At 69.8% G+C, this 24,775-nt stretch carries 25 protein-coding genes and 1 riboswitch; of the genes, 14 read left to right on the top strand and 11 right to left on the bottom strand.

Annotation, left to right across the window (positions count from 1 at the left end):
* Positions 1-3: 3 nt before the first annotated feature.
* Both A5712_RS03580 and A5712_RS30645 read right to left on the bottom strand, forming a co-directional pair.
* The gene (locus A5712_RS03580; RefSeq protein WP_068101385.1) at positions 4-429 is read right to left on the bottom strand and encodes a nuclear transport factor 2 family protein; all 426 of its coding nucleotides are present in this window, start codon (positions 427-429) and stop codon (positions 4-6) included.
* Positions 430-458: 29 nt separating this feature from the next.
* Complete coding sequence (locus A5712_RS30645) at positions 459-635, bottom strand: hypothetical protein (RefSeq protein ID WP_156766398.1); 177 nt, start codon at positions 633-635, stop codon at positions 459-461.
* Between the two features lie 112 nt (positions 636-747).
* On the opposite strand from A5712_RS30645, the gene A5712_RS03575 reads away from it, so the two are divergent.
* Positions 748-1,938, top strand: a complete 1,191-nt coding sequence (locus tag A5712_RS03575; RefSeq protein WP_068101382.1) for an FAD-binding domain — start codon at positions 748-750, stop codon at positions 1,936-1,938.
* Between the two features lie 15 nt (positions 1,939-1,953).
* Here A5712_RS03575 and A5712_RS03570 read toward each other — a convergent pair whose 3' ends face one another.
* Positions 1,954-2,709 (bottom strand): MBL fold metallo-hydrolase, encoded by a 756-nt coding sequence (locus A5712_RS03570; protein ID WP_068101379.1) that lies wholly within the window; start codon positions 2,707-2,709, stop codon positions 1,954-1,956.
* Positions 2,710-2,738: 29 nt separating this feature from the next.
* On the opposite strand from A5712_RS03570, the gene fgd reads away from it, so the two are divergent.
* The 3 genes from fgd to A5712_RS03555 are packed head-to-tail and all read left to right on the top strand — an operon-like array spanning position 2,739 to position 6,976.
* The gene (gene fgd / locus A5712_RS03565) at positions 2,739-3,749 is read left to right on the top strand and encodes a glucose-6-phosphate dehydrogenase (coenzyme-F420) (protein ID WP_068101376.1); all 1,011 of its coding nucleotides are present in this window, start codon (positions 2,739-2,741) and stop codon (positions 3,747-3,749) included.
* Positions 3,742-5,826, top strand: a complete 2,085-nt coding sequence (gene pta, locus A5712_RS03560; protein ID WP_068101374.1) for a phosphate acetyltransferase — start codon at positions 3,742-3,744, stop codon at positions 5,824-5,826. The genes fgd and pta overlap by 8 nt, the downstream gene beginning before the upstream one ends.
* Positions 5,819-6,976 carry an acetate kinase gene (locus A5712_RS03555; protein WP_068101372.1) on the top strand — a complete coding sequence of 386 codons (1,158 nt, stop codon included), beginning with the start codon at positions 5,819-5,821 and terminating at the stop codon, positions 6,974-6,976. The genes pta and A5712_RS03555 overlap by 8 nt, the downstream gene beginning before the upstream one ends.
* Here the strand turns inward: A5712_RS03555 and A5712_RS03550 are convergent.
* The gene (locus tag A5712_RS03550) at positions 6,965-8,158 is read right to left on the bottom strand and encodes a DUF1501 domain-containing protein (RefSeq protein WP_068101366.1); all 1,194 of its coding nucleotides are present in this window, start codon (positions 8,156-8,158) and stop codon (positions 6,965-6,967) included. The two genes, A5712_RS03555 and A5712_RS03550, sit on opposite strands and share 12 nt — an antisense overlap.
* A 12-nt stretch (positions 8,159-8,170) precedes the next feature.
* A complete protein-coding gene (locus A5712_RS03545) occupies positions 8,171-9,487 on the bottom strand; it encodes a DUF1800 domain-containing protein (RefSeq protein WP_082973256.1) in 1,317 nt (438 codons plus the stop codon).
* Between the two features lie 187 nt (positions 9,488-9,674).
* Between A5712_RS03545 and A5712_RS03540 the strand changes: the two genes are divergently transcribed.
* On the top strand, positions 9,675-10,532 hold the full coding sequence (locus A5712_RS03540) for an endonuclease domain-containing protein (RefSeq protein ID WP_068101361.1): 858 nt from the start codon (positions 9,675-9,677) through the stop codon (positions 10,530-10,532).
* A gap of 210 nt (positions 10,533-10,742) precedes the next feature.
* On the opposite strand, the gene A5712_RS03535 is transcribed toward A5712_RS03540, so the two are convergent.
* From A5712_RS03535 to glnX, 3 genes are read right to left on the bottom strand one after another with little or no spacing between them, the layout of a single operon-like run.
* Positions 10,743-13,001, bottom strand: a complete 2,259-nt coding sequence (locus A5712_RS03535; RefSeq protein WP_068101358.1) for a serine/threonine-protein kinase PknG — start codon at positions 12,999-13,001, stop codon at positions 10,743-10,745.
* Positions 13,001-13,963 (bottom strand): glutamate ABC transporter substrate-binding protein, encoded by a 963-nt coding sequence (locus tag A5712_RS03530; protein ID WP_156766397.1) that lies wholly within the window; start codon positions 13,961-13,963, stop codon positions 13,001-13,003. Before A5712_RS03530 ends, A5712_RS03535 begins: the two co-directional genes overlap by 1 nt.
* A complete protein-coding gene (glnX, locus tag A5712_RS03525) occupies positions 13,960-15,279 on the bottom strand; it encodes a protein kinase G-activating protein GlnX (RefSeq protein ID WP_068101351.1) in 1,320 nt (439 codons plus the stop codon). Before glnX ends, A5712_RS03530 begins: the two co-directional genes overlap by 4 nt.
* A 123-nt stretch (positions 15,280-15,402) precedes the next feature.
* Between glnX and A5712_RS03520 the strand changes: the two genes are divergently transcribed.
* Positions 15,403-16,035 carry an NUDIX hydrolase gene (locus A5712_RS03520; protein WP_068101348.1) on the top strand — a complete coding sequence of 211 codons (633 nt, stop codon included), beginning with the start codon at positions 15,403-15,405 and terminating at the stop codon, positions 16,033-16,035.
* On the opposite strand, the gene thiE is transcribed toward A5712_RS03520, so the two are convergent.
* A complete protein-coding gene (thiE, locus tag A5712_RS03515; RefSeq protein ID WP_068101344.1) occupies positions 16,007-16,675 on the bottom strand; it encodes a thiamine phosphate synthase in 669 nt (222 codons plus the stop codon). The two genes, A5712_RS03520 and thiE, sit on opposite strands and share 29 nt — an antisense overlap.
* Positions 16,676-16,703: 28 nt before the next feature.
* A riboswitch (TPP riboswitch) is annotated at positions 16,704-16,814 on the top strand.
* Here thiE and thiO point away from each other — a divergent pair.
* The 4 genes from thiO to A5712_RS03495 all read left to right on the top strand — a co-directional run bounded on the left by thiO (position 16,805) and on the right by A5712_RS03495 (position 19,578).
* On the top strand, positions 16,805-17,812 hold the full coding sequence (gene thiO, locus A5712_RS03510) for a glycine oxidase ThiO (protein ID WP_068101342.1): 1,008 nt from the start codon (positions 16,805-16,807) through the stop codon (positions 17,810-17,812). It overlaps the preceding riboswitch by 10 nt.
* A complete protein-coding gene (gene thiS, locus A5712_RS03505) occupies positions 17,809-18,006 on the top strand; it encodes a sulfur carrier protein ThiS (protein ID WP_068101339.1) in 198 nt (65 codons plus the stop codon). The genes thiO and thiS overlap by 4 nt, the downstream gene beginning before the upstream one ends.
* Before the next feature lie 103 nt (positions 18,007-18,109).
* Complete coding sequence (locus tag A5712_RS03500) at positions 18,110-18,814, top strand: thiazole synthase (protein ID WP_068101336.1); 705 nt, start codon at positions 18,110-18,112, stop codon at positions 18,812-18,814.
* Positions 18,811-19,578 (top strand): SGNH/GDSL hydrolase family protein, encoded by a 768-nt coding sequence (locus A5712_RS03495; protein WP_068101332.1) that lies wholly within the window; start codon positions 18,811-18,813, stop codon positions 19,576-19,578. The genes A5712_RS03500 and A5712_RS03495 overlap by 4 nt, the downstream gene beginning before the upstream one ends.
* Before the next feature lie 4 nt (positions 19,579-19,582).
* On the opposite strand, the gene A5712_RS03490 is transcribed toward A5712_RS03495, so the two are convergent.
* Entirely contained in the window at positions 19,583-20,107 is a 525-nt protein-coding gene (locus tag A5712_RS03490; protein ID WP_068101516.1) for a serine/threonine protein kinase, read from the bottom strand.
* 53 nt (positions 20,108-20,160) lie between these two features.
* Entirely contained in the window at positions 20,161-20,688 is a 528-nt protein-coding gene (locus A5712_RS03485; protein ID WP_068101513.1) for a serine/threonine protein kinase, read from the bottom strand.
* A gap of 347 nt (positions 20,689-21,035) precedes the next feature.
* On the opposite strand from A5712_RS03485, the gene A5712_RS03480 reads away from it, so the two are divergent.
* The 4 genes from A5712_RS03480 to A5712_RS03465 are packed head-to-tail and all read left to right on the top strand — an operon-like array spanning position 21,036 to position 24,734.
* A complete protein-coding gene (locus A5712_RS03480; RefSeq protein WP_068101329.1) occupies positions 21,036-21,359 on the top strand; it encodes a CD225/dispanin family protein in 324 nt (107 codons plus the stop codon).
* 15 nt (positions 21,360-21,374) lie between these two features.
* Positions 21,375-21,800 carry a DUF2752 domain-containing protein gene (locus tag A5712_RS03475; RefSeq protein ID WP_068101327.1) on the top strand — a complete coding sequence of 142 codons (426 nt, stop codon included), beginning with the start codon at positions 21,375-21,377 and terminating at the stop codon, positions 21,798-21,800.
* Entirely contained in the window at positions 21,793-23,268 is a 1,476-nt protein-coding gene (locus A5712_RS03470; protein WP_068101324.1) for a M28 family metallopeptidase, read from the top strand. The genes A5712_RS03475 and A5712_RS03470 overlap by 8 nt, the downstream gene beginning before the upstream one ends.
* Entirely contained in the window at positions 23,265-24,734 is a 1,470-nt protein-coding gene (locus tag A5712_RS03465; protein WP_068101321.1) for a M28 family peptidase, read from the top strand. Before A5712_RS03470 ends, A5712_RS03465 begins: the two co-directional genes overlap by 4 nt.
* Positions 24,735-24,775: the final 41 nt, after the last annotated feature.

The raw sequence follows: 24,775 nt of genomic DNA, 5'->3' as shown, positions 1-24,775 counted from the left end.
GCGCTACTTGTGGTAGGCGTCGTCCTGGATGACCTTCGCGCCGCGCCAGCCCCAGTAGACGCAATGGCGCTGGATCAGCCCGTCGGCAATCTCCATGACCTCGACGAAATCCATTTGCTCCCCGTCGGGCGTGTCCCGCGGGTATTCGAAGATCATCGTTCGCGCGCCGTCGGTGAGGTAGCCGCTGCGGTAGTAGGTCCGCAGCGGTGGCTTGCGGGCGGCGACCCGCTCGAGCAGCGGCCGTAACTCGCTGTGCCCGCGGACTATTCCGGTTTCGGTGCCCAAGGTCAGCGGCACCGCCGGGCTCTCCAGCACGGCGTCGGGGGCGTAGAGCGCCAGCAGAGCGTCGACGTCGTCCTCGCTGAGCGCCTTGTCCCACTCGTGGTAGATGCGTTCGGCCGCATTCTGGAAACTCTCGTTGTCTGCCATGTCCCTCGGGTACCCGATCGGCCCGCAAGTCATCGCGACTCGACCAGCGCGGCGAGCCTGGCGCCGGCAAGTTTGACGAGGCTCCCGATCGTGGCGCCCACTCCACCGATGTATGCCTTGGCCATGTCTTGCGTGGACGCGCCGGCGCCGGCCTGCAGCGAGGTCAGCCACGCGACCGCGTCATCGCGTTCGTTGTCCGCGTACACCCGCAGCGGGTTCTTTCAGCACAACGCCCGTGCTCTCCGAACCGCGTACTTGCCAAGTGCAACTGTTGCACTATGCTATAGTAATCGCGATGCGCAGGAGAGGGGTGTTCGCATGAAGGTCGCCGTCGTCGGTGCCGGCATTGCCGGCCCGACGCTCGCGTACTGGCTTTGGCGATACGGCCACGAGCCGACCGTGATTGAAAAGGCGCCGCAGTTGCGCACGGGCGGCTACGTGGTGGATTTCTGGGGTGGCGGGTATGCCGTCGCCGAACGTATGGGGCTCGCCCCCGAATTGCACGCGGCCGGATACGCGATCCAGGAGCTACGGCTGGTGGACCGCAATTCACGGAAGGTGGGGGGCTTTTCGGCGGAGTTGTTCCGGCGCAACCTCAACGGCCGCTTCGTCACCGTCCCGCGCGGTGACTTGGCGGCCATGATCCACCGCTCGATCGACCCACACGTCGAAACCCTGTTCGGTGAAAGCATTTCGGCCATCACGCAAGACGACGCCGGGGCCCGGGTCACGTTCGAGAGCGGCCAGTCACGCTTGTTCGACTTGGTCGTCGGCGCCGGCGGCATCCATTCGCCCGTGCGCGGCTTGGTGTTCGGGCCCAATTCTGAATTCGAGGCCGACCTCGGCTACCGGGTGGCCGCCTTCGAAGTCGATGGCTACCAGCCGCGTGACGAACTCGTCTACCTCGCCTACACCACACCCGGGCGGATGGTTGCAAGATTCGCGTTGCGCGGCGACAAGACGCAGTTCCTTCTCGTTTTCACCGCCGACCAGATGAGCGGCCCCGAGCCACAGAACTCGTCGGACGTCAAGAAGACCCTGCGTCAAGTCTTCGGCGACGCCGGGTGGGAATGCCCTCGGATCCTCGGCGAACTCGACGGCGCCCACGAGGTGTACTTCGACCGCGTGAGCCAGATCGTCATGGACCACTGGTCGCAGGGGCGGGTGGGGCTCATCGGCGACGCCGCGGCCGCCGTGTCGCTGTTGGCGGGCGAGGGAACCGGCCTGGCCATGGTGCAGGCCTACGTGCTGGCCGGCGAACTCGGCCGCGACGGTGGCGATCACCGCGAGGCGTTTCTCCGCTATGAACGCCGGCTGCGTCCCATCGTCGAGGCCAGGCAGCGGTCGGCGCGCGCGTTCGCCTCGATGTTCGCGCCGAAGACGTCGCTCGGGTTGTGGACTCGAAATCAGGCATCCAAATTGCTGGACGTCCCGTGGGTGGCCGAGCGGCTCATCGGCCGCGAATTCCGGGACGATATCGCCTTGCCCGAGTACGTCGCCGCGCGCTAGCAAGTGGGTTCTGCGTCATTGCGCCCGCGTCAGCGCCGCTTCCGTCGCCTCGCGGATGGGGCCGCGCCACACGTCGCCGTGACCGGGCAGCAGCGCCTCGGTGTTCAACAGGGCCAGCGCATTCAGACTGCGCAGGCAGTTCGCCTGGCTGTGGCTGAACACGGCCGGCAGCAGCTGCGGGCCGCGGTGCCGCAGCAGCGGGTGGCCGGTGATCAGCGCGTCGCCGCTGGCCAGCACGCCGTCGACGACATACGAGCAGTGCCCGCTGGTGTGCCCCGGCGTGGCGACGGCCATCGGGTGCCCCGGCAGTGTGGCGGCCACCTCCGCGGTCAGCGGCTGCGTCGAGGGGATGCCGTCGCGGATGAGCCCACCGCTGCGCACCACGTGTAGACCCCACACCGCCCAGCGCGGCCGCCAAATGCGCAGCGCCACATCGAAAACCGAGACCTGTTCCAAGTACTCCCGCTTGGCGTGACCCACCTCGTCGGCGTGGCAGTACACCGGGGTGCCGTGCTCGGCGGCGAACCGGATCGCCGACCCCAGGTGGTCGATGTGCGCGTGCGTCAGCAGGATTGCGCGCACGTCTTCCGGGCCGTAGCCCAGCTGGCGCAGAGACGCCAGCACGGCCTCGCGGTCCCCGGGGTAACCGGCGTCGATCAACATCACGCCCGTCCCGGCGACCACCAGCGTCCAGTTAACCGCCGGGCCCTGGGCGAGGTACACCGTGTCGGTGACTTGGACAAGGGTCGGCGCCTTGGACTGGTCGGCCATGCAGGCGAGTCTAGGAGTAGAAATAACCCGTGGCTGAACTCAAACTTGGATACAAGGCGTCCGCCGAACAATTCGCACCGCGTGAGCTCGTCGAACTCGCTGTCGCCGCCGAAGGTCACGGCATGGACAGCGCAACCGTCAGTGACCACTTCCAGCCGTGGCGGCACGAGGGCGGGCACGCCCCGTTCTCGCTGGCCTGGATGACCGCCGTCGGCGAACGCACCAAGCGGATCGTCCTGGGCACCTCGGTGCTCACCCCGACGTTCCGGTACAACCCCGCCGTCATCGCGCAGGCCTTCGCCACCATGGCCTGCCTGTACCCCAACCGCGTCTTCCTGGGGGTCGGCACCGGCGAGGCGCTGAACGAGATCGCCACCGGATACGAGGGCGACTGGCCGGAGTTCAAGGAGCGCTTCGCCCGGCTGCGCGAGTCGGTGCGGTTGATGCGGGAGCTGTGGCGCGGCGACCGCGTCGACTTCGACGGCGAGTACTACCGGCTGAAGGGCGCCTCGATCTACGACGTGCCCGAGGGCGGCGTCCCGATCTACGTCGCCGCCGGCGGCCCCGCGGTGGCCAAGTACGCGGGACGGGCCGGCGACGGCTTCATCTGCACCTCCGGCAAGGGCGAGGAGCTGTACAAGGACAAGCTGATCCCGGCCGTCAAGGAGGGCGCCGCGGCCGCGGACCGCAACGTCGACGACATCGACAAGATGATCGAGATCAAGATCTCCTACGACCCGGACCCCGACCTGGCGCTGGAGAACACCCGGTTCTGGGCGCCGCTGTCGCTGACGGCCGAGCAGAAGCACAGCATCGACGACCCGATCGAGATGGAGAAGGCCGCCGACGCGCTGCCGATCGAGCAGGTTGCCAAGCGCTGGATCGTGGCGTCGGACCCCGACGAGGCGGTCGAAAAGGTCGGGCAATACGTGACGTGGGGCCTCAACCATCTGGTGTTCCACGCGCCGGGCCACGACCAGCGCCGGTTCCTGGACCTCTTCGAAAAGGACCTGGCCCCCAGGCTGCGCCGACTTGGCTGAAACCGGGCCTTCTTCGAAGGCCATCTACATCGCCGCGCCCGAGCCGGAAACCGGCAAGTCGACGATCGCGCTGGGGCTGCTGCACCGGCTGACGGCGACCGTCGCCAGGGTCGGCGTGTTCCGCCCCATCACCCGCCTCGGCGAGGACCGCGACTACATCCTCGAGCTGCTGCTCGAGCACACCACCGCCGGCCTGTCCTACGAGCAGTGCGTCGGCGTGACCTACCAGCAGCTGCACGCCGACAGCGACGCCGCGATCGCCGGCATCGTTGACTCCTATCACGCGATGGCCCAGTCCTGCGATGTGGTGGTGATCGTCGGGAGCGACTACACCGACGTGACGCGGCCCGCCGAGCTCTCCGTCAACGCGCGCATCGCGGCCAACCTCGGCGCGCCGGTGCTGCTGGCGGTCAGCGGCAAGGGCCGGACCCCGACGGAGATCGCCGGCGTCGTCGAGGTTTGCCTCGCCGAGCTCGCCGCCCAGCACGCCCACACCGCGGCCGTGGTGGCCAACCGGTGCGATCCGGCGGACCTGGCGGAGGTAGCGGAAGCGTTGTGCGCGTTCACCCAGCGCAGCTACGTGCTGCCCGAGGCGCCGCTGCTGTGCGCGCCGACGGTGGCCGAGCTGGAGCGGGCGGTCGGCGGGACGCCGGTCAGTGGCGAGGCGTCGCTGCGCGAGCGCGAGGTCACCGACGTGCTGGTCGCCGGGATGACCGCCGATCACGTGCTGGAAAGGCTGCGCGACGGCATGGCGGTGATCACCCCGGGCGACCGCTCCGACGTGGTGCTCGCCGTGGCCAGTGCCCATGCGGCGGAAGGGTTTCCGTCGCTGTCGTGCCTGGTGCTCAACGGCGGGTTCGAGCTGCACCCGTCCATCGCGGCGCTGGTCTCCGGCCTGCGGCTGCGGCTGCCGATCATCGCGACCGCCCTAGGGACCTATGACACGGCCAGCGCGGCCGCCTCGGCCCGTGGCCGGGTCACCGCGATGTCGCAGCGCAAGATCGACACCGCGCTCGAGCTGATGGACCGCCACGTCGACATCGCGGATCTGCTTACCCAGCTGACGATTTCGGTGCCGACCGTGATTACCCCGCAGATGTTCACCTACCAATTGCGGCTGCGGGCCCGGGCGGACCGCAGGCACATCGTGCTGCCCGAGGGCGACGACGACCGCATCCTTCGCTCCGCCGGCCGCCTGCTGCAGCGCGGCGTCGCCGACCTGACCATCCTGGGCGACGAGGCCCAAATCCGGCTGCGCTCGGCCGAACTCGGGGTGAACCTCGACGGCGCGCAGGTGATCGACCCGCTGGCGAGCGAGCTGCTTGGTCAGTTCGCCGACCAGTACGCGGAGCTGCGCAAGGCGAAGGGCATCACCGCCGAGCACGCCCGCGAGATCATGCGTGACGCCACGTATTTCGGCACCATGCTGGTGCATAACGGCGCCGTCGACGGCATGGTGTCGGGCGCCGCCCACACCACCGCGCACACCGTCCGGCCGGCGTTCGAGATCATCAAGACCGTTCCGGACGTCTCCACCGTGTCCAGCGTCTTCTTCATGTGCCTGCCGGACCGGGTGCTGGTGTACGGCGACTGCGCGATCATTCCGAACCCGACCTCCGAGCAGCTCGCCGACATCGCGATCAGCTCCGCCCGCACGGCCGCTCAGTTCGGAATCGAGCCGAGGGTGGCCATGCTGTCGTACTCGACCGGTGACTCCGGCGCCGGCGCGGATGTCGATAAGGTCAGGGCGGCAACGGATTTGGTGCGCCAGCGGGATCCGAAGCTGCTGGTCGAGGGGCCCATCCAGTACGACGCCGCGATCGAGCCGTCGGTCGCAGCTACCAAGCTGCGGGATTCGCCGGTGGCGGGGCACGCCACGGTGCTGATCTTTCCGGACCTCAACACCGGCAACAACACCTACAAGGCGGTGCAGCGCAGCGCCGGGGCCATCGCGATCGGTCCGGTGCTGCAGGGGCTGCGCAAGCCCGTCAACGACCTGTCCCGCGGCGCGCTGGTCGAAGACATCGTGAACACCGTGGCGATCACCGCGATCCAGGCGCAGGCCGTCCATGGCTGACACGGGCCGCCTCGTGCTGGTGATCAACTCCGGCTCGTCGTCCCTGAAATACCAACTGGTGGAGCCGGATTCGGGCGCGGCGCGGGCGTCGGGCCACATCGAGCGGATCGGCGAGGACGGCTCCGGGGTTCCCGACCACGAGGCCGCGTTGCAGCGCGCCTTCGCCACCCTTTCCGGGGACGGCATCGACCTGCGGACCTGCGGGCTGCTGGCGGTCGGGCACCGGGTGGTGCACGGTGGCAACGAGTTCTACCGGCCGACGCTGATGGACGACGCGCGGATCGCCGCGCTGGGCAAGCTGTCCGAACTGGCCCCGCTGCACAATCCGCCGGCGCTCAAGGGAATCGAGGTGGCGCGCAAGCTGCTGCCGGACTTTCCCCACGTGGCGGTGTTCGACACGGCGTTCTTCCACGACATGCCGCCGGCCGCGGCGACCTACGCCATCGACCGCGAGGTGGCCGAGCGGTGGCAGATCCGCCGCTACGGGTTTCACGGCACGTCGCACCGCTACGTCAGCGAACAGGCCGCCGCCTTCCTGGACCGGCCGCTCGGCGGCCTGAAACAGATTGTGCTGCACCTGGGTAACGGTTCCTCGGCGTCGGCCATCGCCGGCACCCGCCCGATCGACACCTCGATGGGCCTGACCCCGCTGGAGGGCCTGGTGATGGGCACCCGCAGCGGCGACATCGACCCCAGCATCGTCAGCTACCTGTGGCACCGGGCCCAGATGGGCGTCGACGACGTCGAGGCGATGCTCAACGAGCGGTCCGGGGTTCTCGGGTTGGCCGGCGAACGGGACTTCCGGCGGCTGCGGTCCATGATCGAATCCGGCGACGGCGCGGCGCAATTGGCCTACAGCGTGTTCATTCACCGGTTGCGCAAGTACATCGGCGCCTACCTGGCGGTGCTGGGGCACACCGACGTCATCAGCTTTACCGCCGGGATCGGCGAGAACGACCCGGCGGTGCGTCGGGACGCGGTGGCGGGCCTGGAGGAGCTGGGCGTCGTGCTGGACGAGCGCCGCAACCTCAGCGGGGGCCGGGGCGCGCGGCAAATCTCGGCGGAATCGTCGCCGATCGCCGTGCTGGTGATACCGACCAACGAAGAACTGGCCATCGCCCGCGACTGCGTGCGCGCGCTAAGCGGTTAGGAACCCCAGGCTCTTTCGTCCGGCCCCGACCGCGGGTGTGGGATCGGTCCCGACGGTTCGGTCCAGCAGTTCGTGGTAGACGTCGCGAAAGTCCGTGGTGTACTTCAGGTCCCCGCTGTCGAGGTCGGTGAGGCTGGGTTCCTCGCCGTAGAACCCGCCTTTAACGGGTCCGCCGCGCGCCCCCGCGACGAAGACCGGGCCGGCGGTGCCGTGGTCGGTGCCCTGCGAGGCGTTGGCGTGGACGCGGCGCCCGAACTCCGAGTACGCCATCACGACCACGTTCGGATCGCCCACCTGCTGCAGGAAGGGCGCGACCGCCTCGTCGAAGGTTTGCAAGAGGCGCTGCTGGGTTCCGCGTTCGTCGGCGTGGGTGTCGAAGCCGCCCAGTTGCACCGTGTACACCCGCGTCGGGACGCGGGCCTTCACCGCGCCTGCCACCACATCCAGCTGCGCGGCGAGCGAATTGCGGCCCTTGGCAGCGGGTTTGACCGATTCGAAGGCGCCGTTGGCGGTCCGCGCGGCGCGGTACGCCTTGCGCACGGCGGCCATCGCCGGGGTGTCGTCGGGGTCGTCGGCGCCCAGCGCGGCCATGATGCCGTCGAATTGCTGGGCCTTGCCGGCCGCCCCGCCCGGCGAAAGCGCTGCCGCCGTGCATTTTTCGCCGACGGCCAGCGGCGGTAGAACGGGACCGACGTTGACCGCGCGTAGCGGGTCGTCGCCGGTGGCGTCGAGCCAGCGGCCGATCCAGCCGGTCGAGACCGGTTCGGTTGGCGACGCCGTCTGCCAGATGTCCATGGAGCGGAAGTGGCTGTGGTCGGGCTTGGGGTAGCCGACGCCGCGCACGATGGCGAGCCGGCGCTGGCCCCACAGTTGGGCCAACCCCTTCATCGCCGGGTTGAGCCCGAGCCGCTCGTCGAGGTGGATCACGTCGCCCGGCGCGTAGGCGAGCTCCGGGCGCGCGTCGTGATATGCGTTGTCGCCGTACGGGATCAGCGTGTTGATGCCGTCGTTGCCGCCGTACAGCGTGACGAGCACCAGCACGCCGGCGCCCTCGGGCAGCGGCCGGTCGCGTGCCGCCCGCATCAGGTCGGGCCATTCGACGGCCACCGCCGTCGAGAGCAGGCCGGCCGCGCCGACGCCCGCGCTGGCGATCAGGAATTTGCGGCGATTGATCTCGGGCATGGTCGGTCTCACTCAGGACGTCAGGTACTCGGGAGTGTTGACCGCGGCGGCGACCAACTGCGGCGGCGTGCGCACCAGCGGCGCCAGCGCATCGGCGGTCCGGTCCGACCAGTCGCCGACGCCGATCAGGTAACCGACCGCCTCGATGCGGTCGCGCGGGGCGGCGTCTTCGACGGTCGAGAGGTCGCCCGCGTGCGCCAGCTGCGTCGCGGCGCGCAGGCGGGCCCCGGCGCTGGCGGTGGACAGCCACACCTGCCCGCGGGGCCAGCCGCCGACGCTCGGCGGGTAGAACGGGCGCTGCCCCAGCGCTCGCAGGGTGGCGTCGGCGAGCTTGCGCTGCGCGGGGTTGTCGAGGGGCACGCGCAGTGTCCGCAGCACGCCGACGAGCCATTCGACCGGGGTGTTGACTCGCATGGACCGCGCGCCGGTGAACTCGCCGTCGGTGAGGATCGCCCGAGTCAGCGCCCGCAGGTCGCGCCCCGGGCCGTACGCGGCGAGGAGGCGGTCGAGCGCCTGCGGCGACGGCGGGTCGTCGGAGGCCAGCTGCTGCCACAGGCGCCCCGCGACGTATTCGGCCGATTTGGGCTGGGCCAGCACCGCGTCGCAGAACGCCGGGGCGTCGAAGTCGCGGGTGGACCCGAACAGCGTCTTGGCCGTCGGGTCATGGCGTTTGGGCAACACCGCGGTTTGGCCGTCGGCGCCGATCACCCATCCGGTCAGCGCCCGCGCGCCGGCCCGCACGTCGTCCTCGGTGTAGCCGTTGCCATGGCCCAGCGCGAACAGCTCCATGAACTCGCGGGCCAGGTTCTCGTTGGGGGCCTTGGCCGTGTTGGTCTGCCCGTCGAGCCAGCGCAGCATCGCGGCGTCGGTCAGCATCGCGTAGGCCAGTTTGCGGAAATCGCCGAGCGCCCCGGCGCGCAGCTTCTGGTTTTGCGCGGCCAGGTACGCGGCCACCCGGACCTTCTGCGCGGAAGTGGCGAAGTGGTTGTGCCACAACAGGGTTAGCTTTTCGTGTACCGGCTGTCCGACGGCGACCATGCGGCTCAGCCACCAGTCCGACAACACGCGCTGCTGCTCGGACAGCGCGGCGTTGTATTGCTTGCGGGCCGCCTGCGGCGCGCCCTTGCCGGGCGCGCGCGGCGCCTCCAGGCTGGGCATCGGGGTGGCCACGGCGCCGGGGTCGGCGTTGGGGTCGGTGGCCAGGATGGCGTCGACGTATTCCGGCCAGTCGCGGGTGGCCACCGCGTCGACCTCGGGCCCGGCCACCCCGAACCCGGCCCGACGCAGCGCGCGGGCCGTGGTGATCCACCGCGTGGACTGCCCCGGCATGTCCATAACTGTGCGATACGAACCTATGTCTGCGCTGTGTGTGTGCCTGTGGCCTTGCTTGTGAGCTGGCGGCGGGATTCGGTCGACTTTCCCGCCGTGTACGCACACGAAAAGCCGACCATTCACACGCAGTCAACCTGTGGATAGATGAATTCGCGGATTGGGGTCGGCGTGCGACCGTTCCGACATGGAACTGGGAAAACCGTTCATCGGCAGCGAGGCATTGGCTTGCGGGGCGTTGAACCGGCATCAACTGCGCACGCGTTATAGCGCGGTCTTTCCGAACGTCTACCTACACAACGGCACCGAGCCGTCCCTTGAGCAGCGGATCGCCGCGGCCTGGCTGTGGTCGCGACGCAAGGCGACGATCGTGGGCGCGGCCGCCGCGGCGCTGCACGGATCCAAGTGGATTCCCGACAATGTTCCGATCGAGCTCAATCACGCCAACACCCGTCCGCCCCTCGGCGTGCTGACCCGGCGCGATGCGCTGCTCGAGGGCGAGACACAGGTGATGGATGGGCGAACTGTTACCACGCCCGAGCGGACGGCCTTTGACGTCGGCCGGCGCGGCGCCATCCGCTCGGCGGTCGTCCGGCTCGACGCGCTCGCGCGCGCAACGGGTTTCAAGACCGAGGACGTGCTGCGCATCGTGAAGTGCCATCCCCACGCGCCCGGGTTGCGGCGATTGGAGGCCGCGCTGGAGATGGTCGACCCGGGGTCACAGTCGCCGCGCGAAAGCTACCTGCGGCTGTTGCTCATCGATGCCGGGTTGCCACGGCCTCAGACCCAGATACCGGTGCTCGGCGTGGACGGCCTGCCAGTCGCCCACATCGATGTGGGTTGGCACGAGTACATGGTCGGCGTCGAATATGACGGTGATCAACACCAGACCGATCGTCGCCGATACGTCTACGACATTCAGCGCTTGGAGACGCTCGAGCGAATGGGCTGGATCATCGTCCGGGTCGTCGCCGAGGACCACCGCGCAAACATTGTGCGCCGGGTACGCGCAGCGATGATCGAACGCGGGTGGGCTGCATGCTGACGCGTTGAGTGTGAGCTCTAGGTTTTGAGTGTGAGCCAGCGGCGGGATCCGGGCGATTCTGCCGCCCACGATTCACACGGAAAGCCCACGATTCACACTCGAACTCATTGGCGAATCGAGTGTGAACGCAAGGCTTTTCGGTGTGAGCCCATGGCGAAGTTCGTCGGCGTGTCGCCGCCCACGATTCACACGCGAACCCAGCGCAAAAAACTAGAACGTGCTCGTGGGACGCACCTTGTTCGCCATGTCCACCAGCGTGTAGCGGTGCCGCTGCGTGGGCGCGACGCGGGCCAGGCTGCGCAGCGACGCCTCGACGCCCAGTCGCAGGCCGTGCTCGGTGAACGGGAAGCCGAGGATGTGATTGGTGCTGGCCTCGTTGTCCTGCAGCCAGTCCATCGCGCCGCCCAGCACCAGGGCGCGGATCTGCAGCACCCGCGGCTCGGTGGGCGGCAGCGCCTCGACGCGGCGGGCCGCGTCGCGGATCTGCGCCTCGGTGATCTCGCTGGCGGAGCGGCCCGACATCAGCGTCACCGCGCTGGTCAGCCGCGCGGTCGTGAAATGCCTTGAGGTGGGGGGAACCTCGTCCAGCGTGTTGACCGCCTCCTCGCGATTGCCCTCGGCCGAAAGGGCTCTGGCCAGACCGAAGGCGGCGGAGATCACGCCGTCGTTGGTCTTCCACACCGTCTCGTAGAACTTGTGCTCGTCGGGGTTACCGGCCAGCTCGGCGGTGGCGGCCAGCGCCAGCTTGGGCGCCAGCTCGCCGGGGAAGGTGTCCAGCACCTCGGTGAAATGCTTTGTGGCCGACTCGTAGTCGCCGGTCAGCAGCTCGGAGACGGCCCGATACCACACCAGCCGCCACCGCCAGCCGACGCGCTCGGCCAGGTCGTCGAGCTTGCGGGTGGCCTTGGCCACGTCGCCCAGGTCCAGCAGCGCGCGGACCTCCATCAGCGGCAGCTCGATCGACTCGGCCACCTCGATGCCGTCGGCGTCCAGCGAACCGTGCCGCGCCGCGCGCAGCGAGTCCAACGTCTGCACCGGCTGGGAGAGCACCGTCGCCTGCAGCACCGGGGCGGCGACGTCGGTCGGATCGACCAGCGGCACCGGCAGCGCGGTCACGATTTCCCGCGCCGTCAGCTTCTCCGAATGGACCTGGCCGTCCAGGTACACGTCGGTGTGCGCGACCAGCAGGTCGACCCCGAACGTCGACCGGCTGGGGGAGAAGATCGTCGACAGGCCGGGCCGCGGGATCCGGGTGTCCTGGGCGACCACCTCCCGCAGCACGCCCATCAACTGCGCCGACATCTCCTCGGCGGTGGAAAACCGGCGCCGCGGGTCGGGGTCGGTGGCGCGGCGCAGCAGCCGGCCGTACGAGTCGTAGGTCTTCAGCACGGGATCGTCGTCCGGCAGGCCGTCCACGTAGCGGCCGTTGCGGGTGCGCAGGTTCAGCGTCAGCGCCGCCAGCGTCCGCCCCACCGTGTAGATGTCGGTGGCCACCGTCGGGCCCGTCCGCACGATCTCCGGCGCCTGGAAACCCGGTGTGCCGTAAAGATATCCGAACGAATTGATCCGCGACACCGCGCCCAGGTCGATCAGCTTGAGCTGCTCCTCGGTGAGCATGATGTTCTCCGGCTTCAGGTCGTTGTAGACCAGGCCGATGGAATGCAGGTAGCTCAGCGCGGGCATGATCTCGAGCAGGTAGGCGATGGCCTCGGAGACGGGCAGCTTCTCGGACTTCCCGTCCTTGAGGTTGCGCCGCAGCGACTGCCCGCCGATGTACTCCATGACGATGTAGCCGACCGGCTCCCCGTGCCGGTCGGTGTGCTCGACGAAGTTGAAGATCTGCACGATCTGCGGGTGCACCACCTCGGCCAGGAACTGGCGCTCGGCCATCGCGATCGCCTGCGCCTCGGCGTCCCCGGAATGCACCAGGCCCTTGAGCACCACCGGGCGGTCGTTGACGTTGTGGTCGACCGCCAGGTAGACCCAGCCCAGCCCGCCGTGCGCGATGCAGCCCTTCACCTCGTACTGGCCCGCGACGATGTCGCCCGGATTCAGCTGCGGCAGAAACGAATACGGGCTCCCACAGGCGGGACACCAGCCCTCCGACGCGCCCTTGCCCTCGGAGCCCGACCGGCCGACCGGCTTTCCGCAGTTCCAGCAGAAGCGCTTGGACTCCGGCACCACCGGATTGGTCATCAGCGCCTCGAGCGGATCGATGTCGCGCACGCGCGGGATCTCGACCAGCCCACCGCCGAGCTGGCGGGTCGGCGGCAGCACCCGGGTGGCCACCGTCATCCGCTCCGGCGCCTCGATGTCTATGCCCGGGATGAGGAAATCGTCATCGTCATCGTCGTCGAAGTCGGGGCGGAACAACGCCTGGGTGGCCTGCGGCCGCGACTCCGCTGCCGCACCGGTCTGCACGTCGGGCGCCTGGGTGCCGACGTCCTCGGAATCCATCGGCTCGGCCATCAGTCCAGATACCTCGGCGTGGGCGGGGCGGGTGCCGGGCCCAGAACCGTCAACCACTTGCGGTACAACGTGTTCCACGTCCCGTCACGGCGGATGCGCTCCAGCGTGCCATTGACGAACCGGACCAGCCCGGGATTGTTCAGGTTGACGCCGATGCCGTACGGCTGGGTGGCCATGTTCGGCCCGACGATGTGCAGGTACGGGTCCTCCTCCACCAGCCCGGCCAGGATCGAGTCGTCGGTGCTGACCGCGTCGATCTCGCGCTGCTGCATGGCCACCAGGCAGTCGGCCCAGTTCACCACCGACACGATGACCGGCGCCGGGTCGATCTGCTGGATCCGGTGCAGCGACGTGGTCCCCCGGGCCACGCAGACCCGCTTGCCGGACAGGTCGGCCGCCCGGACGATCGGCGAGTCGCGGGGGGCCAGGATGCGCTGGTTGGCGTCCAGATAGACGGTCGAGAAGTTCACCAGCTTGCGCCGCTCGCAGGTGATGGTCATGGTCTTGACGACGACGTCGACCTCGTTGCGCTGCAGCGCGGTGACGCGCTCCTCCGACGACAGGATGCGGTACTCGACGTGCGAGGGGGCGCCGAAGATGTCGCGCGCGATCTCGCCGGCGATGTCGACGTCGAAGCCGGTGATGTCGCCGGTGATCGGGTCGCGGAAGCTGAACAGGTTGCTGCCGATGTCGAGCCCGACGATCAGCCTGCCGCGGGCCCGGATGTCGGCGACGGCGGCGTCGGCCTCGGCCTTGTTGGGGAAGGGGCGCAGGCTCGCGGTCAGGTCGCAGCCCTGACTCGGGTCGTCCGGCGGCAGCGGCGGCTCCGGGGGCAGCTGCTGCATGCCCACCGGCGTGGGCGGCGGCAGCGTCGGCACGGTGGCCACGGTCAGCGTCTCGGTGTGGCCGCAGCCCGCGAGCAGGCCGACCGCGGCGAGCGCCCCCAGCCAGCGCCTGATCACCGGTACTCCCTGAGCCGCGGCCACAGGCCCAGCGCGACGGCGATGGCCGCGCCGAGGGACAGCACCACGCCGCCGACCTGGGCGCCGGACAACCCGCTGCGCGCGCTGAGCACGTCGTTGCGCAGGTGGGTGCGGCTCTGGTCCATCGCCTTGCCGAGCTCGTCCTCGAGCTTGTCGAACGCCGGGGTGGAGTCGTCCTCACCGCTGCCGAGCGCGACCTGGGTGGCGGCGCGGTAGTTGCCCACCGAGATGTAGGAGTTGATCCGGTCGTTGGCCTGGCGCCAGCGCAGCAGGAGCTGATCCGCACCCTGCAGGTCCGGCTTGTCGACGGCGTCGCTGCGCGACATGTACTGGTCGAGCTGGGAGTGCATGGAGTCGATGCGCTGGTAGAACGACTGCTTGCGCATCTCCTCGTCACCGCGGCGGATCAGCGAGAGCGTCTCGTCGGCCCGCGCCTGCTGGGCGGTGATGGCGACGTTGGTGACGGTCCGCAGCGACTCTGCGGCGGTGTCCTTGGCGCTGCGACTCGCGGTCGTCGAAATGGTCAGCGCGGTTCCGACCCATACCACCATGACGAGGATACCGAGGGCGCCGACGACCAGCCCCGGGTTGATTCGGCGCCGGGTGCGGCGGGCGAGCCAGCGATGCGAGAACGCGCCGAAGACCACCGTGCTGGCGACGACGAGGATCACCGGGGCGGGGAAGTGGGTGGACGCGGTGGTTTCGCTGTCCACCCGATCGGAGGTCGCCTGGTACAGCTGCGCCGCGTCGGGCAGGATCTGCGACTGCATCAGCCCGGAGGCCTCCGACAGGTACGACGACCCGACGGGATTGCCTTCCCGGTTGTTGGTCCGCGCGATCTCGATCAGCCCGGTGTAGACGGCCAACTCGGCGTTGAGCCGACCCAATAACTGCACCAGTGGCTCGTCGGTCAGCCCGCTCGACGCCCTCGTCACGGCCACCGCGGCGTCGGTGATGGCCTGCTCGTAGCGCTGCCGGACCGGGCGCGGCTCGGCCTGCGCGATGAACGCGGTGGCCGCCGCGGCGTCGGCCACCGACAGCGTGGTGTAGAGCCGTCCAGCGGCGAACGACAGCGGCTCGGTGTGGTTGAGCACCGTGGACAGCACCTGCTGCCGGTGGTTGATGGTCGTCGAGGTGGCGAACGCGCTGGAGACGCCGAGGGCCGCCAGCACGATCCCGATGGTCAGGATGCGGCCCGGCGTCGTGGAGATGAACCACCAGCGCGGGTGTGCCGGTTCGGCCGGGGACCGCGACCCCTTCGGTTCGGTCGACGGGTGCGCCAGCTCAACCGTCACGTCTACTCAGCCCTCATAACTTTCGGCCTACGAACCTGGATAAGCGAATTCTAAGAGAATGTTCGTGCGGATGGGGGGAGGCGAGTCAATTGACCGGCGGGGTCGCCTGCATATCCTGATCTCGTGCAGGGCGACGGCGACGGATGGGTGGTATCCGACAGCGGCGCCCACTACTGGGGCCGCTACGGCGCGGCCGGCTTGCTGTTGCGCGCGCCGCGGCCCGACGGAACGCCCGCGGTCCTGCTGCAGCATCGGGCGGTGTGGAGTCACCAGGGCGGGACGTGGGGCCTGCCGGGCGGCGCGCGGGACAGCCACGAGACGCCGGAGCAAACCGCCGTCCGCGAGGCGCACGAGGAGGCCGGCCTGCGGGCCGAGCGGCTCGCCGTGCGCGCCGCGGTCGTCACCGCCGAGGTGACCGGGCTCGGCGGCACCAGCTGGACCTACACCACCGTCGTCGCCGACGCGGCCGAGTTGCTGGACACCGTGCCCAACCGGGAAAGCGCCGAGATGCGCTGGGTCGCCGAGAGCGAGGTGGCCGACCTGCCGCTGCATCCCGGCTTCGCGGCCAGCTGGCAGCGGCTGCGCACCTCGCCCGCGCTGTTGCCGCTGGACCACGGCGACGAACGGCGCCAGCACCTGCCGCGAACACTCGAGGTCGAGGCCGGGGTCTTCGTGTGGTGCATGCCGGGTGACGCCGACGAGGAGCCGTCGCAGCTGAGTCGCCGGATCAGCTCGCTGCTGCAAGCGCCGACCTGAGCGCCGCGGCCGCGGCCCGCGGATCCTCGGCCGCGGTGATCGCCCGCACCACCACGATCCGGCGGGCGCCGGCTTCGAGCACCTCGGGCAGCCGCCGGCCGTCGATGCCGCCGATCGCGAACCACGGCTTGTCCCCGCCCAACTGGGCGGCCTCACGCACCAGGCCCAGCCCCGGCGCGGCGCGACCGGGCTTGGTCGGGGTGGGCCAGCACGGCCCGACGCAGAAGTAGTCGGCCGCGCCGGCGGCGGCGGTCATCTGGCAAGTGTCGTGACTGGACAGGCCGATCACCACCTCCGGCCCGACGATGTCGCGGGCCACGGCCGGCGGCAGGTCCCCCTGGCCCAGGTGCAGGACGTCGGCGCCGGCCGCGCGGGCGATGTCTGCGCGGTCGTTGACCGCGAACAGGGCGCCGTGCCGGCGGGCCGCATCCGCCAGGATCTCGAGCGCGGCCAGCTCGGCGCGGGCCTCGAGCGGACCGAACCGCTGCTCACCCGCCGACCCCTTGTCGCGCAGCTGGACGATGTCGACCCCGCCGGCCAGCGCGGCGTCGACGAACTCGGCCAGGTCGCCGCGCTCGCGGCGCGCGTCGGTACACAGATACAGCCTGGCCGCCGCGAGGCGGGGGGACGGTTGGTGCACACCGCGACGCTAGCGCGCTAGCGTGGAACCCGAAGAGCACGGGAGTCCTAGCGACCGGGGACTGAGAGTGGGCGCGCACGCCCTTACCGTCACACCTGATCCGGGTCATGCCGGCGAAGGGAGCAAAGGATGCAAGACTCACTGGCCGTCATCGGCGGCGGTGTCATCGGGCTGTCGGTGGCGCGCCGCGCGGCGCGGGCCGGATGGTCGGTCGTCGTGCACCACACCGGTGAACCGGGTGCGTCGTGGGTGGCGGGCGGGATGCTCGCCCCGCACAGCGAGGGTTGGCCCGGCGAAGAGCGGTTGCTGCGGCTGGGCCTGGAGTCGCTGCGGCTGTGGCGCGAGGGCGGCTTCACCGACGGCTGGCCGCCGGGGGTGATCACCGCCCGCGAGTCGCTGGTGGTGGCCGTCGACCGCGCCGACGTCGCGGACCTGCGCACCGTCGCCGACTGGCTGTCCGAGCAGGGCCATCCGGTGGTGTGGGAGCCGGCCGCCCGCGAGGTGGAACCGCTGCTGGCGCAAGGCATCCGGCACGGTTTCCGCGCGCCCACCGAGCTGGCGGTGGACAACCGCGCCGTGCTCGACGCGCTGGGCCGGGACTGCGAGAGCCTCGGGGTTCGGTGGGCCGGCCCGGTGAGCGACCTCACGCGGGTCAAGGCGGACGCGGTGGTGATCGCCAACGGCATCGACGCGCCCGCGCTGTGGCCGGGCCTGCCGGTGCGGCCGGTGAAGGGCGAGGTGCTGCGCCTGCGCTGGCGCAAGGGCTGTATGCCGTTGCTGCAGCGGGTGATTCGCGCCCGCGTGCACGGGCGTCAGGTGTACCTGGTGCCGCGCGGAGACGGGGTGGTCGTCGGCGCCACCCAATACGAGCACGGCCGCGACACGGCCCCGGTGGTGTCGGGCGTGCGGGACCTGCTCGACGACGCCTGCGCGGTGCTGCCGGCGCTCGGCGAGTACGAGCTGGCCGAGTGCGCGGCCGGGCTGCGCCCGATGACGCCCGATAACCTGCCCCTGGTGCAGCGCGTCGACGAGCGAACCCTGGTCGCGGCGGGCCACGGCCGGTCCGGGTTCCTGCTGGCGCCGTGGACCGCCGAACAGGTTGTCGCCGAGCTGGTTCCGGTCGGGGCGCGGTCATGATCGTCACGGTCAACGAGAAAACGGTCGAGGTCGACGAGCAGACCACCGTCGCCGCGCTGCTGGAGTCGCTGGGGTTCCCCGGCCGCGGCATCGCGGTGGCGATGGACGACGCCGTACTCCCGCGATCCGACTGGACGGCAAGGCTTTTTGATGGTGCCCGACTCGAGGTGGTGACGGCGGTGCAAGGTGGCTAGAGCCGAATTGTCCCCTTCCTCCTCGGGCCATTCTGGCCCGCATCGTCAGGGCACGGAAGCGAAACTGACGATCGCGGATCGCAGCTTCGCCTCGCGGCTCATCATGGGCACCGGGGGAGCGACGAACCTGGCGGTGCTCGAAGAGGCGCTGATCGCGTCGAGCACCGAGCTGACCACCGTGGCGATCCGCCGCGTCGACGCCGAGGGCGGGACCGGGCTGCTGGACCTGCTCAACCGGCTGGGCATCACGCCGCTTCCCAACACGGCGGGCTGCCGCGGCGCCGCCGAGGCGGTGCTCACCGCGCAGCTGGCCCGCGAGGCGCTGGACACCAACTGGGTCAAGCTCGAGGTGATCGCCGACGAACGCACGCTGCTGCCGGACGCGGTCGAATTGGTCCGCGCGGCAGAGCAATTGGTGGACGACGGGTTCGTCGTGCTGCCGTACACCAACGATGACCCGGCGCTCGCCCGCCGGCTCGAAGACGCCGGTTGCGCGGCGGTGATGCCGCTCGGCGCCCCCATCGGCACCGGACTTGGCATCACGAACCCGCACAACATCGAGATGATCGTCGCGCGGGCCGGCGTCCCGGTGGTGCTCGACGCCGGCATCGGCACCGCGAGCGACGCCGCGCTGGCGATGGAATTGGGTTGCGATGCGGTGCTGTTGGCGACCGCGGTGACCCGCGCCGCGGACCCGCCCGCCATGGCCGCCGCCATGGCCGCGGCCGTCACCGCCGGATACCTGGCGCGGCGCGCCGGGCGGATCCCCAAACGGTTCTGGGCGCAGGCGTCGTCCCCCGAGCTATGAAACGTTATGTCGCGCTGGGCAGTTCGATGGCCGCTGGCCCCGGCATCCGGCCCCGCGCCGAGGGCGCCCCGCTCTGGTCGGGCCGATCCGCCCGCAACTACCCGCACCTGGTCGCCGAACGGCTGAGCCTCAAGTTGGTCGACGTCACCTTCTCTGGCGCGACCACCGCCCACGTGCTCGCCGATCAGCAGCGCGGCTGGCCGCCGCAGATCACCGCGCTGGACGGCTCGGAGGCCGTGGTCACGGTGACCATCGGCGGCAACGACGTCGGCTACGTTCCGCTGTTGATGGCCGCGTCGCTGCCGCCCGCCGCGCGGCGCCTGCCGCTGCTGGGCGGGCTGATATCCGAACTGCTGGACCGTGACACGCGCGATCGGGCGCTGGCCGACGTGTTCGATTCGTTGTGCGCGGTCGGGGCGGCGGTGCGGCAGCGCTCCCCGAAGGCCCGGATCGTCTTCGTCGACTATCTGACCATCTTGCCGCCCGCCGATGCTCCGGCCCCGCCGCTGCGGCAGGCGGACGCCGACCTCGGGCGGCACGTGGCCGCGACCCTCGAACGGCGCACCGCCGATGCGGCCGCGGCGACCGGATGCGAGATCGTCGGCGCCGCCGCGGCCAGCCGGGATCACCACGCCTGGTCCGCCGAGCCGTGGACGATCACCCCGGCGCGCTACGGCGTGTCCCTGCCCGGGCGCCCCGCCCCGCTGCACCCCAACGACGCCGGGATGCGCGCCGTCGCGGATTTACTTGCCGCGCAACTGTAAAAGCTCAGCCGTTGGTGCGCCACCACTGGTAGAGCGCGTTGACGTCGGTGTTGGACGCGCGGATGTGGCTCAACACGTTCTTGGCGTCGGTGGTCCAGGTGATGACCGCCGCGTTCTTATAGGTTCCGCACGCCACCTGGCCCGCCGTCGCGCCGGTGCTGCCCGTGTGCCAGGTGCCCGGTGACTGGCCGTTGTCCCCGCACGGGCTCAGCGATACGCCGTTGATGCCGCCGGTGAACGCGGCGGCCAGGTCGCTGCCGTTGCTGTAGAGCTGGTAGACGCCGGCGGCCGGGCCGTTGGGGTCGGGGCTCTGCCCGCAGTCGAGCTCGGCCAGGATCGGGCCGGACAGCGGGGCCGGCTGGCAAGTGTTGAGGCCGTAGCCCTTCGACAGATTGGCGGCCAGCGTGTTGATGTCCGCCGAGCTACCCGTGCCGGGATCCGCGGTCGCCGTGGCGGTGCCGACGATGACCGAAGCGCCCATGAGCGCCGCGGCCGACGCCGCCCGCAGCGCCTTGGTGAGAGGGGACATTCTGAACTCCTTTGTTGTGTTGGAAAACCAAGCAACCGAGCGTCTTTCGGGCATCAGCCGTTCGTACGCCACCACTGGTAGAGCGCGGGGACGTCGTTGTTCGACCCACGGATGAGGCTCAAGATGTTCTTGGCGTCCGTAGTCCAGATGATCTCCGCCGCATTCTGGTATGTCCCGCACGCCACCGATCCGGAGTTGGCGTTGTTGCTGCCCTGGTGCCAGGTGGTGGGCGACTGGCCGGCGTCCCCGCAGGCGGTGAGCACGTCGTCCTTGATGCTGGTCTTGAACGAACCGGTCAGGTTGTCGGCGTTGTTGAACAGGATGTACCTGGCCTGAATCGGGCCACTCGGGTCGGGGCTCTGCCCGCAGGTGAGCACGGCGAGTTCACCGGCGTCGAGGTTTCCGGCCGTGCAGTTGTTGAGCCCGTAGCCTTTCGACAGATTGGTGGCCAGCGTGTTGATGTCCGCCGAGCTACCGGTATTGGTGGGATCCGCGGCCGCCGTGGCGGCACCGGCGAACGCGCAACTGCCCGCGGCCACGGTGGCCGCCGCGGCGCGCAGCGCCTTGCTGAGTTGAGGCATCATTGGCTCCTAACGGGGCGTCGCTCACCGGAAATAGTGCTTCCGCTAATGGGATCGTAGGGCTATGTCCTGTCCATGCAACACATTCCGCTGGAAATTATCTGTCTGGGCAGCATTATCTGAATCGGCGAAGAAAGCCATCGGGTCGGCAAACTGGTTGCCGGCCAGCGGCTTTCGCGTTCGTCCGGGACTCCTCGCCCGGATGGGCGGCAACGCGAGCGGCGCCGGCCGAACGGGCGCGCGGCCGGCGGAAACGGCGAATTTCGCCGAGATAGTGCCCTCGCGCCGCCGCTCCGGTATGGTAAGCACCGCTCGACGCCAGCTAACTCGCCTCGACTGGAGAATCCATGACACAGCCGCCCCCTCCGCCCGGATACCCGCCACAGCAACCTGCTGGGCAAGCGCCGAACAACTACTTGGTGTGGTCGATTCTGGTGACGCTCTTCTGCTGTCTGCCGTTCGGGATCGTGGCGATCGTCAAGTCCAGCCAGGTCAATGGTTTGTGGGCACAGGGCCGGTACGCAGAGGCTCAGGCGTCCGCCGACAGCGCCAAGAAATGGGTGATCTGGTCCGCCGTCATCGGTGTGGTCGTGGGCGTCATCTACGCCATCTTGATGGCGGTTGGTGCGCTGAACACCAACACGAATGCGGCGCTTGCCGCGATGTTCTAAGCCGGCGTCGCGATCATGGTGACCCGCCCAGGGTCGGCGCGCCTGAGTTTGGGTGCGCCGCTCCTGGTTGCGGCCTCCACCACGCTGGTGTGCGCCGCGACCTGGGTGGGCGATCCGACGACCCCGGGTGGGCCCCTGCCGGTGTGTCCCACCAAGGCCCTGTTGGGCATCGACTGCCCGGGGTGCGGCAGTGCCCGGATGTTGTATTCGCTGATGCACGGCAACATGTTGGCGGCCGCCAGGTTCAACGCGCTGGGCCTGGTGGCGCTGGTATTGCTGGTGTGGGCGTACGGCGCGTGGACCTTCGGCCGGGTGACGGGCCGGCCGGTCCGGGGCTGGCAGCACCAGCGCTGGGCGGCCGCGGTGACGCTGGTGCTGGTGGCGGCCTGGTTCGTGGTGCGCAATCTGCCCTTTGCGCCATTCACCGCGCTTTATGTCTAGTTTCCGGGCCCTGCTCGCCGTGGTCGCCCTGACCGCGTTTCTAACTGGTTGCTCGCATGGCCGCACCGGCTCTCAGCCGGCCGCCGGTGACGCCGCCGAGTTCGCGACCTCGGTGCACGACAAGGTCACGACCGACGCGATGATGGCGCACCTGTCGAAACTCCAGGACATCGCCAACGCCAACAACGGTACCCGCGCGGTGGGCACCCCCGGCTACGAGGCCAGCGTCGACTACGTGGTGAACACGTTGCGCCACAGCGGCTTCGACGTTCAGACGCCGGAATTCTCCGCCCGGGTCTTTCACGGCGACAAGCCGACGGTGACGGTCGGCGGGGTGGCCGTGGAGGCGCGCGCGTTGGAGTTCAGCCTCGGCACCCCGCCCGACGGGGTGAGCGGGCCGCTGGTGGCGGTGCCGGCGGGGGCCGACCCGGGCTGCCGTCCCTCCGACTTCGATGGGGCGCGCGGCGCGGTGGTGCTGGTGGACCGCGGCACCTGCCCGTTCGCGCAGAAGGAGGACGCGGCGGTGCAGCGCGGTGCCGTGGCGATGATCATCGCCGACAACGTCGACGAGCAGCAGATGGGCGGCACCCTCGGGCCCGACACCGACGTGAAGATTCCGGTACTGAGCGTCACCAAGTCCACCGGGCTGCAGCTGCGCGGGCAGCCGGGGCCGACAACGATCAAGCTCAACGCCAGCGTCCAAAACGTCAAGGCCCGCAACGTCATTGCGCAGACTAAAACCGGGTCGACTACCGACGTGGTGATGGCGGGCGCGCACCTGGACAGCGTGCCCGAGGGTCCCGGCATCAACGACAACGGGTCCGGAGTGGCCGCAGTCCTGGAAACCGCGGTGCAGCTGGGGAACTCGCCGCCGGTGCACAACGGGGTGCGGTTCGGCTTCTGGGGTGCGGAGGAACTCGGGCTGATCGGCTCACGCAACTATGTGGAGTCGCTGAACCTCGAGGGGCTCAAAGACATTGCGCTGTACCTGAACTTCGACATGCTCGCATCGCCGAACCCGGGCTACTTCACCTATGACGGGGACCAATCGCTGCCCGCGGACACCCGCGGTCAGCCGGTGGTGCCGGAAGGCTCGGCCGGCATCGAGCGCACCCTGGTCGCCTATTTGAAGTCGGCGGGCAAGATCGCGCAGGACACCTCGTTCGACGGGCGTTCGGACTACGACGGATTCACGCTGGCCGGCATCCCGGCGGGTGGCCTGTTCTCGGGCGCCGAGACCAAGATGTCCGCCGATCAGGCCAAGCTCTGGGGCGGCACCGCCGACGCGCCCTTCGACCCCAACTATCACCAGAAGACCGACACGCTCGACCACATCGATCGCACCTCACTCGGCATCAACGGCGGCGGCGTGGCCTACGCGGTGGCCCTCTACGCGCAGGATCTCGGCGGCCGAAATGGCGTGCCCGTGTTGGCCGATCGCACGCGGCACGTGCTCAACAAGCCATGATCCGCCGGCTGGCCGCGGCGCTGGCGCTGATCGGGTTGGTGGCGGGGTGCTCGTCACCGCGGCCGGCGCCCCCGTCGACGGCGCCGGATCTGGCCCGGGGACTCGCGGCGAAGGTGACAGCCGACCGGATGGTCGCGCACCTGCGCGCGCTGCAGGGCATCGCCAACGCCAACCGCGGCAGCCGCGCCGACGGCACGCCGGGCTACGACGCCAGCGTCGATTACGTGGCGAAGGCATTGCGCGACAGGGGCTTTAAGGTTTCGACCCCGCAGTTCGACCGGCTCTACAACGTCTCGCCCGGTAAACCCGCGCTGACGGTGGCCGGCCGCACGTATCAGGTCGACCAGGCGTCGATGATGGTTCGAACGCCGCCTGGCGGCCTGACCGGACCGGCGGTCCACCCCGCGCGGCCGTCGGGCTGCACCGCCGGCGATTACCCGGCCGCCCTGCCCGCGGGCGCGATCGCCGTCGTCGACGACGCGGGCTGCTCGGTCGTCGACAAGCAGAACAGCGCCGTGGCCCGGGGCGCCGCGGGGCTGATCGTGCTCAGCGCACCCAACGGGCAGGGCGCCCCGCCAACCCTGTTCGGCCCCGGCTATTTCAAGCAGCTGACCGTGCCGGTCGCCGTCGTCGGCGCCAACGGCGCTGCGGCGCTCGCGCACGACACCGCACCGGTGCGTCTGGTGCTGGACGCCGAGAACCGCACGATCTCGTCACGAAACGTGTTGGCGCAGACCGAAACCGGCTCCCCGCACGAGGCGATCGTGGTCGGCGCGCATCTGGACAGCCCGCGCGACGGTCCGGGCATCAACGACGACGGCACCGGCGTGGCGGCGGTGCTGGAAACGGCGCTGCAGCTGGGACCGTTGGCGGCGGTGAACAACGCGGTGCGGTTCGCGTTCTGGGGCGCCGACGAGGACGGCATCAACGGCGTGATGGATTACGTCTTCGGCATGGACCGCGATCAGCTCAACGACATCGCGATGTACCTCGACTTCACCATGCTCGGTTCGCCGAACGCCGGCTTCTTCACCGACGACGGTGACCAATCCGGTCCGCCCACGCCGGGAATCGCATTCGGCGACGTGCCCGAGGGTTCGGCGGGCATCGAGCGCACCCTCGGCGGTTACCTGAACCTGGCTGGCAAGCGGCCCGCCGACATGCCGTTGGCCACCATGGCCGACTACCACCCGTTCATGGTCGCGGGCGTGCCGGTCGGGGGTCTGACCGCCGGTGCTTCGCAGATCAAGACCACGGTGCAGGCGCGGCTGTGGGGCGGTCAGGCAGGCGTCCCGTTCGACCCCAATTTCCAGAGCCCGCGCGACACCGTCGACACCGTCAACCGAGACGCGTTGGCGGTCATGGGTTCTGGGGCGGCGTTCGCGGTGGGCACCTATGCGGAGTCGATCGGCGGGGTCAACGGCGTACCGCCGCACGACAAGCGGCATCGGACCCGGGTGCCGTAGCGCAGCTTCGCGCGCTTTGCGGCATGTTTCGGCTACGCCCT

This window comes from Mycobacterium sp. E2327, assembly GCF_001672675.1.
Lineage (GTDB): Bacteria > Actinomycetota > Actinomycetes > Mycobacteriales > Mycobacteriaceae > Mycobacterium.
Note: the sequence above shows the minus strand (reverse complement) of the source record. Positions and strands in the feature narration are given on the sequence as shown.

What these genes read in the sequence shown, in the direction of transcription:
- A5712_RS03580 (WP_068101385.1), bottom strand. Translation starts at nt 429, where the DNA reads ATGGCAGACAACGAGAGTTTCCAGAATGCGGCCGAACGCATCTACCAC.
- A5712_RS03575 (WP_068101382.1), top strand. Translation starts at nt 748, where the DNA reads ATGAAGGTCGCCGTCGTCGGTGCCGGCATTGCCGGCCCGACGCTCGCG.
- A5712_RS03570 (WP_068101379.1), bottom strand. Translation starts at nt 2,709, where the DNA reads ATGGCCGACCAGTCCAAGGCGCCGACCCTTGTCCAAGTCACCGACACG.
- A5712_RS03555 (WP_068101372.1), top strand. Translation starts at nt 5,819, where the DNA reads ATGGCTGACACGGGCCGCCTCGTGCTGGTGATCAACTCCGGCTCGTCG.
- A5712_RS03550 (WP_068101366.1), bottom strand. Translation starts at nt 8,158, where the DNA reads ATGCCCGAGATCAATCGCCGCAAATTCCTGATCGCCAGCGCGGGCGTC.
- A5712_RS03545 (WP_082973256.1), bottom strand. Translation starts at nt 9,487, where the DNA reads ATGCCGGGGCAGTCCACGCGGTGGATCACCACGGCCCGCGCGCTGCGT.
- A5712_RS03540 (WP_068101361.1), top strand. Translation starts at nt 9,675, where the DNA reads ATGGAACTGGGAAAACCGTTCATCGGCAGCGAGGCATTGGCTTGCGGG.
- A5712_RS03535 (WP_068101358.1), bottom strand. Translation starts at nt 13,001, where the DNA reads ATGGCCGAGCCGATGGATTCCGAGGACGTCGGCACCCAGGCGCCCGAC.
- thiO (WP_068101342.1), top strand. Translation starts at nt 16,805, where the DNA reads ATGCAAGACTCACTGGCCGTCATCGGCGGCGGTGTCATCGGGCTGTCG.
- thiS (WP_068101339.1), top strand. Translation starts at nt 17,809, where the DNA reads ATGATCGTCACGGTCAACGAGAAAACGGTCGAGGTCGACGAGCAGACC.
- A5712_RS03500 (WP_068101336.1), top strand. Translation starts at nt 18,110, where the DNA reads ATGGGCACCGGGGGAGCGACGAACCTGGCGGTGCTCGAAGAGGCGCTG.
- A5712_RS03495 (WP_068101332.1), top strand. Translation starts at nt 18,811, where the DNA reads ATGAAACGTTATGTCGCGCTGGGCAGTTCGATGGCCGCTGGCCCCGGC.
- A5712_RS03490 (WP_068101516.1), bottom strand. Translation starts at nt 20,107, where the DNA reads ATGTCCCCTCTCACCAAGGCGCTGCGGGCGGCGTCGGCCGCGGCGCTC.
- A5712_RS03485 (WP_068101513.1), bottom strand. Translation starts at nt 20,688, where the DNA reads ATGCCTCAACTCAGCAAGGCGCTGCGCGCCGCGGCGGCCACCGTGGCC.
- A5712_RS03480 (WP_068101329.1), top strand. Translation starts at nt 21,036, where the DNA reads ATGACACAGCCGCCCCCTCCGCCCGGATACCCGCCACAGCAACCTGCT.
- A5712_RS03475 (WP_068101327.1), top strand. Translation starts at nt 21,375, where the DNA reads ATGGTGACCCGCCCAGGGTCGGCGCGCCTGAGTTTGGGTGCGCCGCTC.
- A5712_RS03470 (WP_068101324.1), top strand. Translation starts at nt 21,793, where the DNA reads ATGTCTAGTTTCCGGGCCCTGCTCGCCGTGGTCGCCCTGACCGCGTTT.
- A5712_RS03465 (WP_068101321.1), top strand. Translation starts at nt 23,265, where the DNA reads ATGATCCGCCGGCTGGCCGCGGCGCTGGCGCTGATCGGGTTGGTGGCG.